The organism is Pseudomonas sp. TH32, from assembly GCF_016650855.1.
Lineage (GTDB): Bacteria > Pseudomonadota > Gammaproteobacteria > Pseudomonadales > Pseudomonadaceae > Aquipseudomonas.
Window position 1 is genome coordinate 4,478,947 of record NZ_JAEKFA010000002.1, and the last position, 16,172, is coordinate 4,495,118.

At 59.8% G+C, this 16,172-nt stretch carries 15 protein-coding genes and 1 pseudogene; 3 read left to right on the plus strand and 13 right to left on the minus strand.

The window, feature by feature from the left end; genetic code table 11:
• Window positions 1–67 precede the first annotated feature (67 nt).
• Window positions 68–1,513: an aldehyde dehydrogenase family protein gene (locus tag JFV30_RS24185; RefSeq protein ID WP_003216060.1), complete on the minus strand. Its 1,446-nt coding sequence runs from the start codon at window positions 1,511–1,513 to the stop codon at window positions 68–70.
• A 54-nt stretch (window positions 1,514–1,567) separates the two neighbouring features.
• On the minus strand, window positions 1,568–2,479 hold the full coding sequence (kdgD, locus tag JFV30_RS24190; RefSeq protein ID WP_003216058.1) for a 5-dehydro-4-deoxyglucarate dehydratase: 912 nt from the start codon (window positions 2,477–2,479) through the stop codon (window positions 1,568–1,570).
• Window positions 2,480–2,714: 235 nt separating this feature from the next.
• Between kdgD and JFV30_RS24195 the strand changes: the two genes are divergently transcribed.
• Window positions 2,715–3,869, plus strand: coding sequence for a phospholipase (locus tag JFV30_RS24195; RefSeq protein ID WP_201125371.1), 1,155 nt, complete (start codon window positions 2,715–2,717; stop codon window positions 3,867–3,869).
• A gap of 191 nt (window positions 3,870–4,060) precedes the next feature.
• Here the strand turns inward: JFV30_RS24195 and JFV30_RS24200 are convergent, their stop codons facing one another.
• The 8 genes from JFV30_RS24200 to rplM form a co-directional block, all read right to left on the minus strand.
• Window positions 4,061–4,810: a FadR/GntR family transcriptional regulator gene (locus tag JFV30_RS24200; RefSeq protein ID WP_010170744.1), complete on the minus strand. Its 750-nt coding sequence runs from the start codon at window positions 4,808–4,810 to the stop codon at window positions 4,061–4,063.
• Window positions 4,811–4,980: 170 nt separating this feature from the next.
• Window positions 4,981–5,400, minus strand: coding sequence for a ClpXP protease specificity-enhancing factor (locus tag JFV30_RS24205; protein WP_010170747.1), 420 nt, complete (start codon window positions 5,398–5,400; stop codon window positions 4,981–4,983).
• A gap of 17 nt (window positions 5,401–5,417) precedes the next feature.
• A complete protein-coding gene (locus tag JFV30_RS24210; RefSeq protein WP_010170749.1) occupies window positions 5,418–6,035 on the minus strand; it encodes a glutathione S-transferase N-terminal domain-containing protein in 618 nt (205 codons plus the stop codon).
• A gap of 145 nt (window positions 6,036–6,180) precedes the next feature.
• Complete coding sequence (locus tag JFV30_RS24215; protein WP_010170751.1) at window positions 6,181–6,960, minus strand: cytochrome c1; 780 nt, start codon at window positions 6,958–6,960, stop codon at window positions 6,181–6,183.
• Window positions 6,960–8,171: a cytochrome b gene (locus JFV30_RS24220; protein WP_003216042.1), complete on the minus strand. Its 1,212-nt coding sequence runs from the start codon at window positions 8,169–8,171 to the stop codon at window positions 6,960–6,962. Before JFV30_RS24220 ends, JFV30_RS24215 begins: the two co-directional genes overlap by 1 nt.
• Window positions 8,171–8,767, minus strand: a complete 597-nt coding sequence (gene petA / locus JFV30_RS24225) for a ubiquinol-cytochrome c reductase iron-sulfur subunit (RefSeq protein WP_003216040.1) — start codon at window positions 8,765–8,767, stop codon at window positions 8,171–8,173. The genes JFV30_RS24220 and petA overlap by 1 nt, the downstream gene beginning before the upstream one ends.
• 266 nt (window positions 8,768–9,033) lie before the next feature.
• Window positions 9,034–9,426, minus strand: a complete 393-nt coding sequence (gene rpsI, locus JFV30_RS24230; RefSeq protein ID WP_003216038.1) for a 30S ribosomal protein S9 — start codon at window positions 9,424–9,426, stop codon at window positions 9,034–9,036.
• 14 nt (window positions 9,427–9,440) lie between these two features.
• The gene (gene rplM, locus JFV30_RS24235; protein WP_003216032.1) at window positions 9,441–9,869 is read right to left on the minus strand and encodes a 50S ribosomal protein L13; all 429 of its coding nucleotides are present in this window, start codon (window positions 9,867–9,869) and stop codon (window positions 9,441–9,443) included.
• 248 nt (window positions 9,870–10,117) lie between these two features.
• Between rplM and JFV30_RS24240 the strand changes: the two genes are divergently transcribed.
• Entirely contained in the window at window positions 10,118–11,158 is a 1,041-nt protein-coding gene (locus JFV30_RS24240) for an NADP(H)-dependent aldo-keto reductase (RefSeq protein ID WP_201125372.1), read from the plus strand.
• Between the two features lie 156 nt (window positions 11,159–11,314).
• Here the strand turns inward: JFV30_RS24240 and JFV30_RS24245 are convergent.
• Window positions 11,315–12,450, minus strand: a pseudogene (locus JFV30_RS24245) (acyl-CoA dehydrogenase family protein).
• 220 nt (window positions 12,451–12,670) lie between these two features.
• On the opposite strand from JFV30_RS24245, the gene JFV30_RS24250 reads away from it, so the two are divergent.
• A complete protein-coding gene (locus tag JFV30_RS24250; protein WP_172834601.1) occupies window positions 12,671–13,591 on the plus strand; it encodes a GlxA family transcriptional regulator in 921 nt (306 codons plus the stop codon).
• A 46-nt stretch (window positions 13,592–13,637) separates the two neighbouring features.
• Here JFV30_RS24250 and zapE read toward each other — a convergent pair whose 3' ends face one another.
• Both zapE and JFV30_RS24260 read right to left on the minus strand, forming a co-directional pair.
• Window positions 13,638–14,732, minus strand: a complete 1,095-nt coding sequence (gene zapE / locus JFV30_RS24255; RefSeq protein ID WP_003216025.1) for a cell division protein ZapE — start codon at window positions 14,730–14,732, stop codon at window positions 13,638–13,640.
• Window positions 14,733–14,810: 78 nt separating this feature from the next.
• Window positions 14,811–16,166: a tryptophan--tRNA ligase gene (locus tag JFV30_RS24260; RefSeq protein ID WP_201125373.1), complete on the minus strand. Its 1,356-nt coding sequence runs from the start codon at window positions 16,164–16,166 to the stop codon at window positions 14,811–14,813.
• Window positions 16,167–16,172 lie beyond the last annotated feature (6 nt).

Consider the following 16,172-nt stretch of genomic DNA (forward strand, 5'->3'; position numbering starts at 1 on the left):
ATTATTTTTTTTGCGGGTAATCAAATTGTAAGCCTGTGGCGGGCACGGACCCGCCACAGTGCTGGCGTTACGAACCGATGTAGCTGGTTTTCACCACGGTGTAGAACTCTTGCGCATAGCGACCCTGCTCACGCGAACCGTAGGATGAACCCTTACGGCCCCCGAATGGAACGTGGTAATCCACACCGGCAGTCGGCAGATTGACCATCACCATCCCGGCCTGGGAATGACGCTTGAAGTGGTTGGCGTACTTCAGCGATGTGGTGGCGATACCGGCCGACAGGCCGAACTCGGTGTCGTTGGCCATCGCCAGCGCCGCCTCGTAATCCGCCACGCGCACTACGTTGGCCACCGGGCCGAAGATCTCTTCACGGCTGATGCGCATCGCGGCTTCGCTGTCGGCAAACAGAGTCGGCGCGAGGAAGTAGCCTTCGGTGTCACACGTCACCAGCTCACCACCGCTGACCAGCCGGGCACCTTCGCTCTGGCCGATGTCGATGTATTTCAAGTCCTGGTCCAGCTGAGCCTGGGAAACCACCGGACCAATGTCGGTACCGGTTTTCAGCGCGTGGCCGACCTTGATCGACTTCATGCGCTCAGCCATGGCCGCGACGAACTGGTCGTGAATCCCGGCGGTGACGATAAAGCGGCTGGAAGCGGTGCAACGCTGACCGGTGGAGTAGAACGCGCTCTGTACCGACAGCTCGACGGCTTGCTTGAGGTCGGCGTCGTCGAGAATGATCTGCGGGTTCTTGCCGCCCATTTCCAACTGCACCTTGGCCTGGCGCGACACGCAGCTGACAGCGATCTGACGCCCCACACCCACCGAGCCGGTGAAGCTGATGCCGTCGACTTTCGGGCTGTTGACCATGGCATCGCCGACCACACGGCCGCTGCCCATCACCAGGTTGAACACACCGGCGGGGAAGCCTGCACGGGAGATGATTTCGGCCAGGGCCCAGGCGCAACCCGGCACCAGTTCAGCCGGCTTGAGCACCACGCAGTTGCCGTAGGCCAGGGCCGGGGCGATCTTCCAGGCAGGAATCGCGATCGGGAAGTTCCACGGCGTGATCAGGCCAACCACGCCCAAGGCCTCACGGGTCACTTCGACGTTGACGCCCGGGCGCACCGACGGCAGGTAGTCGCCGGACAGGCGCAGGCATTCACCGGCGAAGAATTTGAAGATGTTGCCGGCGCGGGTCACTTCGCCGATGGCTTCGGGCAGGGTCTTGCCCTCTTCCCGGGCCAACAGGGTGCCGAGCTCTTCGCGACGGGCAAGGATTTCAGTGCCGACTTTATCCAGGGAGTCATGACGCGCCTGGATGCCGGACGTGGACCACGCCGGGAATGCCGCGCGCGCAGCGTCGATAGCGGCATGCACCTGGGCGAGGTCAGCCTTGGCGTATTCGCCAATGACATCAGACAACTCAGACGGGTTGATGTTGGCCGAGTAGTCGGCGCCGGCAACCCACTGGCCACCGATGTAGTTTTCAAAACGCTTGGCTTGGGACACGAATTCTCTCCTGACGCAAAAAGCCGCTGATTACTCAGCGGCCTTGGTGATGGGTTATTGCGCGCCTTGCTTGTCGATCAGCGCGGCCAGGGCTTCGTATTCTTCCGGCAGCAGATCGGTCAGCGGCGTACGCACGGGGCCTGCGTCATAGCCGACGATTTTCGCCCCGGCCTTGACGATGCTCACGGCGTAACCGGCCTTGCGGTTACGGATGTCGAGGTACGGCAGGAAGAAGTCGTCGATGATCTTGCCGACGGTGGCGTGATCTTCCCGGGCAATGGCGTGGTAGAAATCCATCGCGGTTTTCGGAATGAAGTTAAACACCGCCGAGGAGTACACCGGCACGCCCAGGGCCTTGTAGGCAGCGGCGTAAACCTCTGCAGTCGGCAAGCCGCCCAGGTAGCTGAAACGGTCACCAAGGCGGCGGCGGATCGACACCATCAATTCGATGTCACCCAGGCCGTCCTTGTAGCCGATCAGGTTCGGGCAGCGCTCGGCCAGGCGTTCCAGCAGCGGCGCGGTCAGGCGGCAGACGTTGCGGTTGTAGACCACGACGCCGATCTTGACCGACTTGCACACCGCTTCAACGTGGGCGGCAACCCCGTCCTGGCTGGCTTCGGTCAGGTAGTGCGGCAGCAGCAGCAGGCCTTTGGCGCCCAGACGCTCGGCTTCCTGGGCGTACTCGATGGCTTGGCGAGTGGCACCGCCGACACCGGCAAGAATCGGCACGCTGGTGGCGCAGGTATCCACCGCGGTTTTCACCACTTGCGAATATTCGCTGGCCGCCAGGGAGAAAAACTCACCGGTGCCGCCAGCGGCGAACAAGGCAGTCGCGCCGTAAGGGGCCAGCCATTCCAGACGCTTGATGTAGCCCGCCTGGTGGAAATCACCCTGGGCGTTGAAATCGGTCACCGGGAAAGACAGCAGACCGTGAGAGAGGATGGACTTCAGTTCTTGTGGATTCATTATTCGAACACCCTGGGCGAAGACTTTCTGTTGTGAGATTACGGATGGTTATCTTGATGTCGTACGTCATCGTACAACTATAAAAATATTCGTCAACTGCAATTCATCGACCTTCTACCGGTTCGGGATTTGTACACGCCTGCCTTGACGTAGGAAATTTCTCCTCTATGCTCGCTTTAGCTGTATATACATACAGCTATTAAGGAAGATTCCTACGACATAGCAAGGAGCTAACATGTCAGGTCTTGATCTCGCTGCACCTGAAAAAACCCCGCCCACCCTGCGTTTTGAAGGCGGTGAACACACCGCCATCGGCGACGACACCCTGTTGCGCTTCGTCAAGGATGCCCCGGCGATTCCCGCCCGGCAGGTCGAATTGCACCTGCCCAACGGCCTTGCCCTGCGCTATGGCCAAATCATCGCCCTGGGCGGCGATTTCTATGGCATTCCCGGGCGCCCCATCAACGAAGGCACATCGCCCGCCGATCGCGTGCAGCGCTTTACCGATGCGTTCAACTCGCTGGCGGTACTCCCGGCATCACGGGAGGAAGCGGGCAAAATCCTGGCCGTGATGCAAAAGGAGATCAACGCGGTCAACCAGGCGATCAAGGACGGCAAGCAACCCCACGAGGCCTATGACGCGTTGGGTGACACGTTGTCGGAAGAATGGAACCGCATCACCGGCGGCGGCAGTGCCGTGTCGGCGTTGGTTCCCCTGGGGCGTTACCTGAAACTGGCGGCAGACAATGCCGACCACTTCGGCGAGTGGGCGTTGGCGGCCTACCTCGCGGGCCATACAGCGGCGCTGCAACAAGCAGTCGTGGCCCATCAGACCGGCACCGACCAGGCGCTGGAACTGGCCTACGCGATGAACAGCTTTGCTGATCATTTTTTGACCGACCTGTTTTCTGCCGGCCACCTGCGGGTTCCGCGCAAACAACTGGCGGCGGTGGTGACACCGGGTGAACTGGGCTCGCTGATCAGCCGCTTCATGCACGATGAAGACAGCAAGTTCGGGCTCAATGTGCGCAACGCTTTGGGCGATCAGTGGCACGCCTACGGCGATAAACGTTATTTCGACAGTAACGACGCGGCCAACCGGGCCATGGTCAAACGTTCCGTGCAGGCTTCGGCCGACGAAATCTTCGAAACGTTTATCAGCGGCGTGGCACCCTCCCCGGCCAACTTCAAGGCGCCGTTGTACGTGCCGGACCTGAACGCCGCGCAAAACCCGGCGAACAACTTTTCACCGCTGTTCAAGGCTGAAGGCGACAAGGTGCTGCGGCGCAAGGACGTCAACAACCTGAACGACAAGCAGTGGACCAATGACTGGTGGGGGTGGAGCACGTATCTGCTGCTGAAGGACTACAAGCCGAATCAGCCGGCCTGAACGACATGAGTTAAGTTTTGTGCATTAACCTGTGGCGAGGGAGCTTGCTCCCGTTGGGCTGCGAAGCAGCCCCAGCGGGAACACGGGGTTCTTTCAGACAGAACTCGGGGGAATGGTTTTGGGGCCGCTGCGCGGCCCAACGGGAGCAAGCTCCCTCGCCAAAATGAGCTTTCAAGCCTTCCAGGCTGGAATTAACCGCGCTGCGCTTCTGCCTCTTCATGGGCATGGCGCAGCCGCTCACGGCTGTTGGTCAGGTGCAACCGCATGGCCGCCCGTGCCGCGTCCGAGTCCTGGCGAGCGATCGCCTCATAGATCTCTTCGTGTTCACGGCTCAGGCGACTCATGTAGTGCTGCTGGTCATCATGGGCCAGGCGGGCCGAGTTCAGCCGCGTGCGCGGAATGATGCTGGTGCCCAGGTGGGTCATGATGTCCGTGAAGTAGCGGTTGCCGGTGGACAGGGCAATCTGCAGATGGAACTGGAAATCCGACGCCACCGCATCACCGGCGTGGGCCGCGCTTTCGTTCAGGGCATCGAGGGCGGCGCGCATACCGGCCAATTGCTCCTCGCTGCGACGCTGGGCGGCGAGCCCGGCAGACTCCACTTCCAGGCTGATCCGCAGCTCAAGGATGGCCAGCACATCCCGCAGCGTCACCACGGTGGCCGGGTCGATGCGGAAACCGCTGGGGCTTGGCGTGTCCAGCACAAAGGTGCCAATACCGTGGCGGGTTTCCACCTGCCCCGCCGCCTGCAACCGCGAGATGGCTTCACGCACTACGGTGCGGCTGACCCCATGGGCGTCCATGATCGCCGACTCGGTGGGCAGTTTGTCGCCACGTTTGAGTTGGCCGTCGCGGATCTGCTCGGACAACACCGTGACCAATTCCTGGGCAAGGCTGCGGCGCTTGCGGGGAAGACGAGGGGCGGCGCTGGCGTTTTCCATGATGAATCATCTATCTCGGCGATCAGAAGTACGCATGATAGCCCATGGCGGTTGTACGATCACCGTTACGTCATGACTTTCATCTATAACCGCCGGGGTTTTCATCGGGCAAAAAAATGCCCCGGCATTGCCGAGGCATTTTTAACACTGGCCCGAGGACCGGCGTTTTGTTACTTCACCACTTTCAGACTCGGCCGACCGCTTGGACGCGGTGGCTCGGAATCCGGCGGCGGTACATCATCTTCGCCTTCGAGCTCGATCGCTTCGTCTTCCTCAAGGGACGACTCCAGATCAAACACCATGCCCTGGCCGTTTTCCCGGGCGTAAATCCCGAGGATGGCGCCAATAGGCACGAACAGCGTATGCGGCACACCGCCGAAACGCCCTTCAAAGCTGACCGCTTCATTGTCCATGTGCAGGTGTCGCACGGCACTGGGTGAAACGTTCAGGACGATTTGTCCGTCACTGGCAAAACCTTGCGGTACCTGAACCGCAGGAAACTCGGAATTGACCAGCATGTGCGGGGTGCAATCGTTGTCCACTATCCACTCATAGAGCGCGCGGACCAGGTAAGGTCGACTGGAGTTCATCAACGGCTCCTTAAGCCTTAGCGCATATCGCGTTCGACACCAGACAGACTCGCCTGGAAAGCCTCACGCGCAAACTGGCGCTCCATGTAGTCAAGCAGCGGCTTGGCAGGCCGCGGCAATTCAATGCCCAAAATCGGCAAGCGCCAGAGTATGGGTAATAGGCAGCAATCCACCAGACTTTGTTCCTCGCTGAGGAAAAAAGGTTTGTCGGCAAATAACGGCGAAACACCGGTCAGGCTCTCGCGCAATTCCTTGCGCGCCTGAACCCGGGCCGCTTCTTTACTGCGTGAATCCAGAATCAGGTCCACCAGGCCACACCAGTCACGCTGGATCCGATGGATCAGCAGGCGGCTGTTGGCACGCGCCACCGGATACACCGGCAACAACGGCGGATGGGGATAACGCTCATCCAGGTATTCCATCACCACGGTTGACTCCCACAACGCCAGGTCACGATCGACCAGGGTGGGCAAGCTGCCGTAAGGGTTCACTTCGATCAGCTTCGGCGGATGACGCCCCGCCTCCACAGTAATGATCTCTGCGCTGACACCCTTCTCTGCGAGCACGATGCGTACTCGGTGGGAATAGTGGTCGGCGGGGTCGGAGTAACAGGCCAACCGATTGGTCACGCCCATGGCGGTCCTCCTCGCTTGTTGAAATTATCGGAAGCTCAAAAACGAGCGCGCCCAGTGAGCATCTCCGTGACGCCTGGATAAACCAGACTTACCTTCAGAGATGCCGCTGGGCGCGCAAGATTAACAGCAATTACTTACGGTTGGATCAATGCACATCCTTCCAGTATTCGCGTTTCAGCAGATAGGCGAACACGAAGAAGAAGGCCAGGTACAGCAACACATAGGTACCAATGCGCTGATGCTGCAGCTTCACTGGGTTGGCCGAGTAGGCCAGGAAGGTCACCAGATTCTTGACCTTCTCGTCGAACTGCTCTTCGTTCAGCGCGCCGGTCTTCGGCACTATGGTCAGCTGATCGCACGCTTCATGAGTCAAAGGCGTACCGGTGAGCGGATCATACTGCTTCTTGCCGTCTTCGACGATTTGTACTTGCTTGCATCCTACCACCTGGCGGCCTTGCAGGCCGACCAGAACGTTAGGCATACCGACGTTCGGGAACACCTTGTTGTTCACGCCGTAGGGACGCGTCGGGTCTTCGTAGAAGGACTTCAGGTAGCCGTAGAGCCAATCGGTACCACGCACACGGGCCACCAGGGTCAGGTCGGGCGGTGCAGCCCCGAACCAGGTCTTGGCGTCGGCCGGTTGCATGCCGATGGTCATGTGGTCGCCGATCTTCGCACCGGTGAACACCGAGTGGCTGAGCATCACGTCATGGGGGATGCCCAGGTCATCGGCTACGCGCTCGTAACGCTGGAACTTGGCACTGTGGCAGCCCATGCAGTAGTTGGTGAACGTGCGCAGCCCGTCCTGCATCGCAGCCTTGTCCGACACATCGATGTCGACTTTTTCCAGCTCTGGGCCGTGTTCAGCGGCGAAAGACAGCAGCGGCAAGGCCGCAAGAATGAATGCAACGAATAATTTTTTCATCAGCCAGTCACCCTTTCCGGTACCGGTTTGGTCTTCTCGAGCCGGGTGTAGAACGGCATCAGAATGAAGTAGGCGAAGTACAGGAAGGTGCAGACCTGCGACAGCAACGTACGCTCCGGGGTCGGCGCCAACACGCCCAGTACACCCAGGATCACGAACGCAATGCAGAACACCCACAGCCAGATCTTGCTCAGCCAGCCCTTGTAGCGCATGGACTTGACCGGGCTACGGTCGAGCCAGGGCAGCACGAACAGCACCGCAATCGCCGCGCCCATGGCGATAACGCCCATGAGTTTGTCGGGAATTGCACGCAAGATCGCGTAGAACGGGGTGAAGTACCAGACCGGGGCAATGTGTTCGGGGGTCTTGAAGGCGTTCGCCTGTTCGAAGTTCGGTTTCTCGAGGAAATAACCGCCCATCTCCGGGAAAAAGAACACGATCGAGCAGAAGATGAACAGGAACACCACCACGCCGACGATATCTTTCACGGTGTAGTACGGGTGGAACGGAATGCCGTCCAGCGGTACGCCGTTTTCGTCCTTGTGCTTCTTGATGTCCACGCCGTCGGGGTTGTTCGAACCCACTTCGTGCAACGCCAGGATGTGCAGCACCACCAGGCCCAGGATCACGATCGGCAAGGCCACCACGTGCAAGGCGAAGAAGCGGTTCAGGGTGATCCCGGAGATCAGGTAGTCACCACGAATCCACTGGGTCAGGTCGTTGCCGATGACCGGGATCGCGCCGAACAGCGAGATGATCACCTGGGCACCCCAGTAGGACATCTGGCCCCACGGCAGCAGGTAGCCCATGAAGGCCTCGGCCATCAGCGCCAGGTAGATCAGCATGCCGAACACCCACACCAGCTCGCGGGGCTTCTGGTACGAACCGTAGAGCAGGCCACGGAACATGTGCATGTAGACGACGATGAAGAACGCCGAGGCGCCGGTAGAGTGCAGCAGACGCAGGATCGAGCCGTACTCGACGTCGCGCATGATGTATTCGACGGAGGCGAAGGCTTCTTCGGCCGACGGGGTGTAGCTCATTGTCAGCCAGACACCGGTAACGATCTGGTTGACCAGTACCAGAAGTGCCAGGGAGCCAAAGAAATAGAAGAAGTTGAAGTTCTTCGGTGCGTAGTACTTGCTGAGGTGGTCTTCCCACATTTTGGTCGCGGGGAAACGCGCATCCACCCAATCCATGAACTTGCTCATCAGGCTTTCTCCCCCTCGTCGACGCCAATGACAATGACACTGTCAGTCTCGTAGTGATGTGGCGGAACTGGCAGGTTCAGTGGTGCGGGTTGTGACTTGTAGACGCGGCCGGCGAGGTCGTAGTGAGAACCGTGGCACGGGCAGAAATAGCCCCCGACCCAGTCCTTGCCCAGGTCCGCGGGCGCCACTTCCGGGCGGAAGGTGGGAGAGCAACCCAAGTGGGTGCAGATACCGATCAGCAGCAGAATCTCCGGCTTGATCGAGCGAATTTCCTTATCGACGTAAGCGGGTTGGTCGGAATTCTTCGAGTCGGGGTCAGACAGTTGGCCCTCGATCTTCTTCAGATTTCCCAGGATTTCCTCGGTACGACGAACGATGAACACTGGCTGACCGCGCCACTCAGCAATCATTTGCTGGCCTGGATCGATCTTGCTGACATTCACCTTCACCGGTGCACCTGCGGCTTTCGCCTTGGCACTGGGAAACCATGACCCCACGAACGGGACCGCAGCCCCCACCGCTCCTGCAGCACCCACCACGGATGTGGCTGCTACCAAGAAGCGACGCCGGCCTGCATTCACGCCGTCATTGCTCATTCAGTCCTCTCCCATCAGCTTTGTGGCCTGTTAAATCAGGCGTCTACTAAGTGTTAAATCTGAACTTATAAAAATTTTGCCGAATGGTAATGAAAAGCCCCACGTCTGACAAGGTAATTACCCCCGGCACTGGCTCCAAGCCTTTGAGTATAGGGGCTCTACGGATGTGGCAAGTTGTCACAGAGATTTTTTTACATAAATAGCAGGCAATAAAAAACGCCCAGCTCCGTGAGGAGGCTGGGCGTTTTCTGGAACGTAAAAGCGAATTAACGCTTCGAGTACTGCGGACGCTTACGCGCTTTACGCAGACCAACTTTCTTACGTTCAACTTCACGAGCATCGCGAGTAACGAAGCCAGCTTTGCGCAGAGCGCCACGCAGGGTTTCGTCGTACTGCATCAGAGCGCGAGTGATACCGTGGCGGATTGCGCCAGCTTGACCACTTACACCGCCACCGATAACGGTGACGTAGATGTCGAACTTTTCAACGGTCTCGGTCAATTCCAGCGGCTGACGAACTACCATGCGGGCAGTTTCGCGACCGAAGAAATTTTCCAGAGTGCGGTTGTTGATCGAGATGTTACCAGTACCCGGACGCAGGAAAACGCGAGCGGTAGCGGTTTTGCGACGGCCAGTGCCGTAATTTTGAGTCGCCGACATAATGAACTATTCCGTTAAAACTTCAGTTCTTGGGGCTGCTGAGCAGCATGAGGGTGAGCAGCGCCCGCATAGACTTTCAGCTTGCGATACATGTCGCGACCCAGTGGGCCCTTCGGCAGCATACCTTTGACCGCGATTTCAATCGGGGCTTCAGGCTTTTTGGAGATCAGGCCTTCGAAGTTCGAAGACTTGATACCGCCTGGGAAACCGGAGTGACGGTAGTACATTTTGTCTTGCGCTTTGTTGCCGGTAACACGTACCTGCTCAGCGTTGATGATGACAATGTAGTCACCGGTATCAACGTGAGGGGTGTACTCAGGCTTGTGCTTGCCACGCAGACGGCTGGCGACTTCAGTGGCCAGACGACCCAGGGTCTGACCAGCGGCGTCGACGACAAACCAGTCGCGCTGAACTGTTTCTGGTTTTGCAGTAAAAGTTGTCATTCTTTAATAGCCTCAGGGGCCGCCCTGTAAATTAGACGGCGGATCTTACTGAATAGTGCGTACTTTGACAAGTCAAAGGCAGCCGGATACAGACGCTATCGGGGGCTCGGGTCGGCGCGTCCGTTCAACGGCAAGATTCTTCGGCAGGCGGCGCATCACTTCCACTGCAGAAAGAGGTGGGCAATTATGCAGATTGCCAAAAAAATTTCAACCTGCTTTTATGATTGTTTTCCCCGAAGGAGTACTCGATGGACTATCGACAGCTGGGCCGAACCGATCTGAACGTGAGCGCGATAGCCTTGGGCACCATGACCTGGGGCGAGCAGAACAGCGAGGCAGAGGCCTTCGCACAGATCGAACGGGCCAAGGCCGCGGGAATCAACTTCCTCGACACCGCAGAAATGTACCCGGTACCGCCCAAGGCCGACACCTACGCCACCACCGAGCGCTACATCGGTAATTACTTCAAAAGCCGTGGCGACCGTGCCGACTGGATCCTCGCCAGCAAGATCGCCGGCCCCGGCAACACCATCGACTACATCCGCGATGGCAGCCTCAAGCACAACCGCAAGCACATCGCCGAAGCCCTGGACGCGAGCCTCAAGCGCCTGCAAACCGACTGGATCGACCTCTACCAACTGCACTGGCCCGAGCGCAGCACCAACTTTTTCGGCCAACTGGGCTACAAGCACAAAGCTGAAGAGGACCTGACCCCGCTGGAAGAAACCCTCGAAGCCCTGGATGAGCAGGTCAAGGCCGGCAAGATCCGCCACATCGGCCTGTCCAACGAAACCCCGTGGGGCACCATGAAGTTCCTGGCCCTGGCCGAAGCCCGCGGCTGGACCCGCGCGGTGTCGATCCAGAACCCCTACAACCTGCTCAACCGCAGCTTTGAAGTGGGCCTGGCGGAAATCGCCATCCGTGAACAATGTGGGTTGCTGGCCTATTCGCCCCTGGCCTTCGGCATGCTCAGCGGCAAATACGAAGGTGGCGCACGCCCGGCCAAGGGCCGCCTGAGCCTCTACAGCCGCTTCAGCCGCTACTTCAACGCCCAGTCGGAAGCAGCCTGCAGCCGCTATGTGGCATTGGCCCGCGAGCACGGCCTGGACCCGGCGCAGATGGCATTGGCGTTTGTGACACAACAGCCGTTCGTGACCAGCAACATCATTGGCGCAACGACCCTGGAGCAGCTGGACAGCAACATCGCCAGCGCCGACCTGAAACTGTCGGATGACGTGCTGGCGGGGATTGAGGCGATCCAGAAGGATCATCCGAATCCTGCGCCGTGATTGACCCTGTGGTGAGGGGGCTTGTCCCCCGTTGGGCTGCGAAGCGGCCCTGAAACCTGCCACCTCGGCTGGCCTGAAAGAATGAGGTGGCTTATTGGGGCTGCTGCGCAGCCCAACGGGGACAAGCCCCCTCGCCACATGAATCTCTCTGCGCCGTCAAAGCGCCCGCGCAATAATCTCCTTCATGATCTCGTTCGTCCCCGCATAAATCCGCTGCACCCGCGCATCCGCCCACGCCCGGGCAATCGGGTATTCCCACATAAAGCCGTACCCCCGTGCAACTGCACGCACTCATCCAGCACCTTGCACTGCAAGTCCGTGGCCCAGTATTTGGCCATCGCCGCCGTGGGCACATCGAGCTTGCCTTCCAGGTGCAGCTCCATGCACTTGTCGACAAACACTCGGCCAATCTGGGTTTCCGTGGCGATTTCCGCGAGCTTGAAACGGGTGTTCTGGAAGTCGATGATCGCCTTGCCGAACGCCTTGCGGTCGCGGGTGTACTCCAGCGTCCATTGCAACGCCGCCTCGGCTGAAGACAGCGCGCCAATCGCCACCGTCAGGCGCTCCTGGGGCAACTCCTGCATCAGATAGGCAAAGCCCATCCCGGCCTGCCCCAGCAGGTTTTCCTTGGGGACACGCACATCCTGGAAGAACAGCTCCGAGGTGTCCTGGGCCTTCATCCCGACCTTCTCCAGGCGCTTGCCCTTGTCGAAGCCCGGCGTGTCGGCTTCCACCAGGAACAGGCTGGTGCCCTTGGCGCCGGCCTTGGGGTCGGTCTTGGCGACGACAATCACCAGGTCCGCCAGGTAGCCGTTGGTGATGAACGTCTTGGAGCCGTTGATCACGTATTCATCACCGTCCAGCACCGCCGTGGTCTTGACCCCTTGCAGGTCCGACCCGGCACCCGGCTCGGTCATGGCGATGGCCGTGACCATCTCCCCGGAGATCAGCTTGGGCAGGTATTTGTGCTTCAGCGCCTCGCTGCCGTAATGCAGGATGTAAGGCGCGACGATGTCCGAATGCAGGGAGAAACCAATCCCGGTCAGCCCCAGCCGGCTGATCTCTTCGATCACCACCGCGCTGTAGAGAAAGTCCGCCCCGAGGCCGCCGTACTCTTCCGGCAGGTGCGAGCACAGCATCCCCGCCTCCCCCGCCTTGTTCCACAGGTTGCGGTCAATGTAGCCCTGCTTTTCCCATTGCCCGTGGAACGGCGCCGCGTCTTTTTCGAGGAAGGTGCGCACGCTCTGGCGGAAGAGTTCGTGCTCCGAGCTGAACAAGGTTCTGGGAATCATGGGTCACCTGCGTGAATTGTCGGACAAGACCGGGATCACAGAGCCTAAGCCGCGAAGGCGTCACGGGACACTGGACACATGCGACAAAAAATAAGACGATCCAGCCGTCTGGTGACCACTTTCCCCTATAAGAATAAATGAAATTATGTCTAACCAAATCTCCACGCCCTTGCGGCGCGTCAGCATTTTGGCCATTGATCGGGTATTCGCTTCAACCCTCATGCAAGCCAAGGATTTTTTCCACCTCGCCAGCCTGCGCTACGGCAAACAGCTGGGCCAGGGCCTCACACCTGCGTTTGAAACCCGCCTGGTCAGCCCTGACGGGCAATCGGTGCGCAGCTTCAGCGACGTGATCATGCCGGTGGACGGAGGCCTCGAAAACGCCGACATCATCGTGCTCCCGGCCTTCTGGGACGACTTCGACTCACTGTGCCAACGCTACCCCCAAGTACTGCCCTGGCTGCGCGAGCAACATGCCCGTGGCGCCGTGCTCTGCGGCGAAGCCACCGGGGTGTTCTGGCTCGCCGAAGCCGGCTTGCTGGACGGTAAGGAGGCGACCACCTACTGGCGCTTCTTCAACGCCTTCAGCGAACGCTTCCCCAAGGTGCAACTGAACCAGGACAAGCACCTGACCGACGCCGACAACCTCTACTGCGCCGGCGGCACCACCTCGGCCTGCGACCTCTACATCTACCTGATCGAGCGCTTCTGTGGCGCCAACATCGCCCAGGCGGTCGCCCGCGACATCCTTTATGAAGTGCAACGCAGCTATGCCCCGGGGCGTATCGGTTTTGGCGGCCAGAAGCTGCACCAGGACGTGATCATCCTGCAGATCCAGCATTGGCTCGAAGAACACTTCGCCGACAAGTTCCGCTTCGAAGACGTGGCCCGGGAGCACGGCATGAGCATCCGCAACTTCATGCGCCGCTTCCAGACCGCCACCGGCGACAAGCCGCTGCACTACCTGCAACGCCTGCGCATCGAGACGGCCAAGGGCTTGCTGTCCGGCAGTCGCAAAAGCATCAAGACCATCAGCTACGAGGTGGGTTACGACGACGCGAGCTTCTTTGCGCGGCTGTTCCGGCAACACACCGAGTTGTCGCCCAACCAGTACCGCCAGCAATTCCAGCAAGCCGCGTAAAAAAGGCCCGCATCGCTGCGGGCCTTTTTCATTTCGAGCACATCGCTTACGGCTTGTGCGCCCGCGACAGGAACTCGTGGGACTGCATTTCCAGCAAGCGGCTCAAGGTCCGTTGGAATTCGAAGTTCAAGCGACCGCCGGTGTAGAGGTCCTTGAGTTCGACTTCCGCCGAGATGATCAGCTTGACGTTACGGTCGTAGAATTCGTCGACCATGTTGATAAAGCGCCGCGCGATGTCGTCGGTGGTGACGCTCATCTGCTCGACGCCGCTCAGAATCACCGCGTGGAAGATCTTGCCCAATTCGATGTAGTCGTTCTGGCTGCGGGGGCCGTCGCACAGTTCGCGGAATTCGAACCAGGCCACGTCATCGCAGGTGCGCAACGCAATGATTTCGCGGTTTTCGATGATCAACTTGTCGTTTTCGATCGCCTGGGTGCATTCCGGCGTCAGCGCGCGGAAGCTTTTGCGCAGGCTTTCCTGGGCCACTTCGTTGAGCGGGTAGTGGAACAGTTCGGCTTGCTCAAGGTGACGCAGGCGGTAGTCGACGCCGCTGTCGACGTTGACGATGTCGGTGTTCTGCTTGATCAGGGCAATGGCCGGCAGGAAGCGCGCGCGTTGCAGGCCGTCCTTGTACAGGCCATCGGGCACGATGTTCGAGGTGGCGACCAGGGTCACGCCGTTCTTGAACAGCTCTTCCATCAGGGTGCCGAGGATCATCGCGTCGGTGATGTCGGACACGAAGAACTCATCGAAACAGATCACCCGGGCTTCTTCCGAGAAGCGCTTGGCGATGATGGTCAGCGGGTTCTTCTCGCCCGGCAGGGTCTTCATCTCTTCGTGTACGCGCTTCATGAAGCGGTGGAAGTGAGTACGGACTTTTTCCTTGAACGGCAGCGCTTCAAAGAAGGTATCGACCAGGTAAGTCTTGCCCCGGCCAACACCACCCCAGAAGTACAGGCCCTTGACCGGCGTGTGGTCTTTCTTGCCAAACAACTTGCTGAACATGCCCGGCTTGTTCTGCGAGGCCTGGACCAGATCGTCGTACAGGCGTTGCAAATGGCGCACCGCAGTTTCCTGGGCAGCGTCATGGAAGAATTCCGGGCGTTTCAGATCAGCTTGATATCGTTCTAGGGGCGTCATAATTCGTTAGCAAGGCAACAAAAACGGGCCGCCACTGTAACGACGGCCCTGAAGAATGGCAATCAACCCTTGGTCGGGTCAATCCTCGAGTGGGGTCAACGCAACGCGCAAGGCTTCGATCGCCGCATCCCGCGAGACGCTGTCGGCGAACGCCGGGCTATCGGCGACGACTTCACCGTCCAGCCACACGCTGAAGCTCGAGGCTTCACTGCGTACATCCAGCGCCTGACCCGATTGCAGCTGCTTGGTCACCGCGCCGGCGGCTTTACCGTCGGCAAAGTTGCGCGACAACAGCAGTTGCTCGCCTTCGGCCGCCAGCAAACGGAAGCGGAAGCTGCCGTCGTCTTCGCGGAAGCTGACAAAACGTGCGGCTTTCGCAGCTTTCTTCCTGGTGGTGGCGGCAACGGCGACCGGGTTGACGAACGAACGCAGGCCCACCGCTTCACGCAGCTCGGCCAGGAACGGTGCCGCCACAGCGCGGGCCTTGTGGGCGCCGATCAGCAGCAGGTCTTCCATGTCCGACGGGCGCGACATCAGGTGGTGGTAACGCTCACGCGCCTCACCCAGTTGGCCGTCCAGCAATTGGAACAGACGGTTCTTCGCCTCGCCCCAGCCCAGGCCTTGCAGCAGTTCGCCGCGGAATTCTTCTTCCTGGGCCTTGGTGGCAAATGCCTGGTACAGGGTGAACAGGTGGGAGTTGTCCGGATCTTTCGCTTCGCCCGGCGCGCGGGAGTCGGTGACGATGCGCGAGATCGCGTCCTTCATGTCCTTGGCGCTGGTGAACAACGGGATGGTGTTGTCGTAGCTCTTCGACATCTTGCGGCCATCCAGGCCCGGCAAGGTGGCGACGCTTTCTTCGATCAGCGCCTCGGGCATGGTGAAGAATTCCTTGCCATTGCCGAACAGGTGGTTGAAGCGCTGGCCGATGTCCCGGGCCATTTCCACGTGCTGGATCTGGTCACGACCGACCGGCACCTTATGGGCGTTGAACATCAGGATGTCCGCCGCCATCAGCACCGGGTAGCTGTACAGGCCCATGGTGATGCCCGCATCCGGGTCTTCGCCGTTTTCCAGGTTCTTGTCCACCGAGGCCTTGTAGGCGTGCGCACGGTTGAGCAGGCCCTTGGCCGCCACGCAGGTCAGCAACCAGGTCAGCTCGGGGATTTCCGGGATGTCGGACTGGCGATAGAACGTCACGCGGTTCACATCCAGGCCACCGGCCAGCCAGGTCGCAGCGATTTCCATGCGCGAGCGCTGGATGCGCTGCGGGTCATCGCACTTGATCAGGGCGTGGTAGTCGGCCAGGAAGTAGAAGGAGTCGGCATTGGCGTCCTGGCTGGCAAGGATCGCCGGGCGAATCGCGCCGGCGTAGTTGCCCAGGTGCGGCGTGCCGGTAGTGGTGATGCCAGTGAGGATGCGGGTACGGGTCGTCATGGGTGA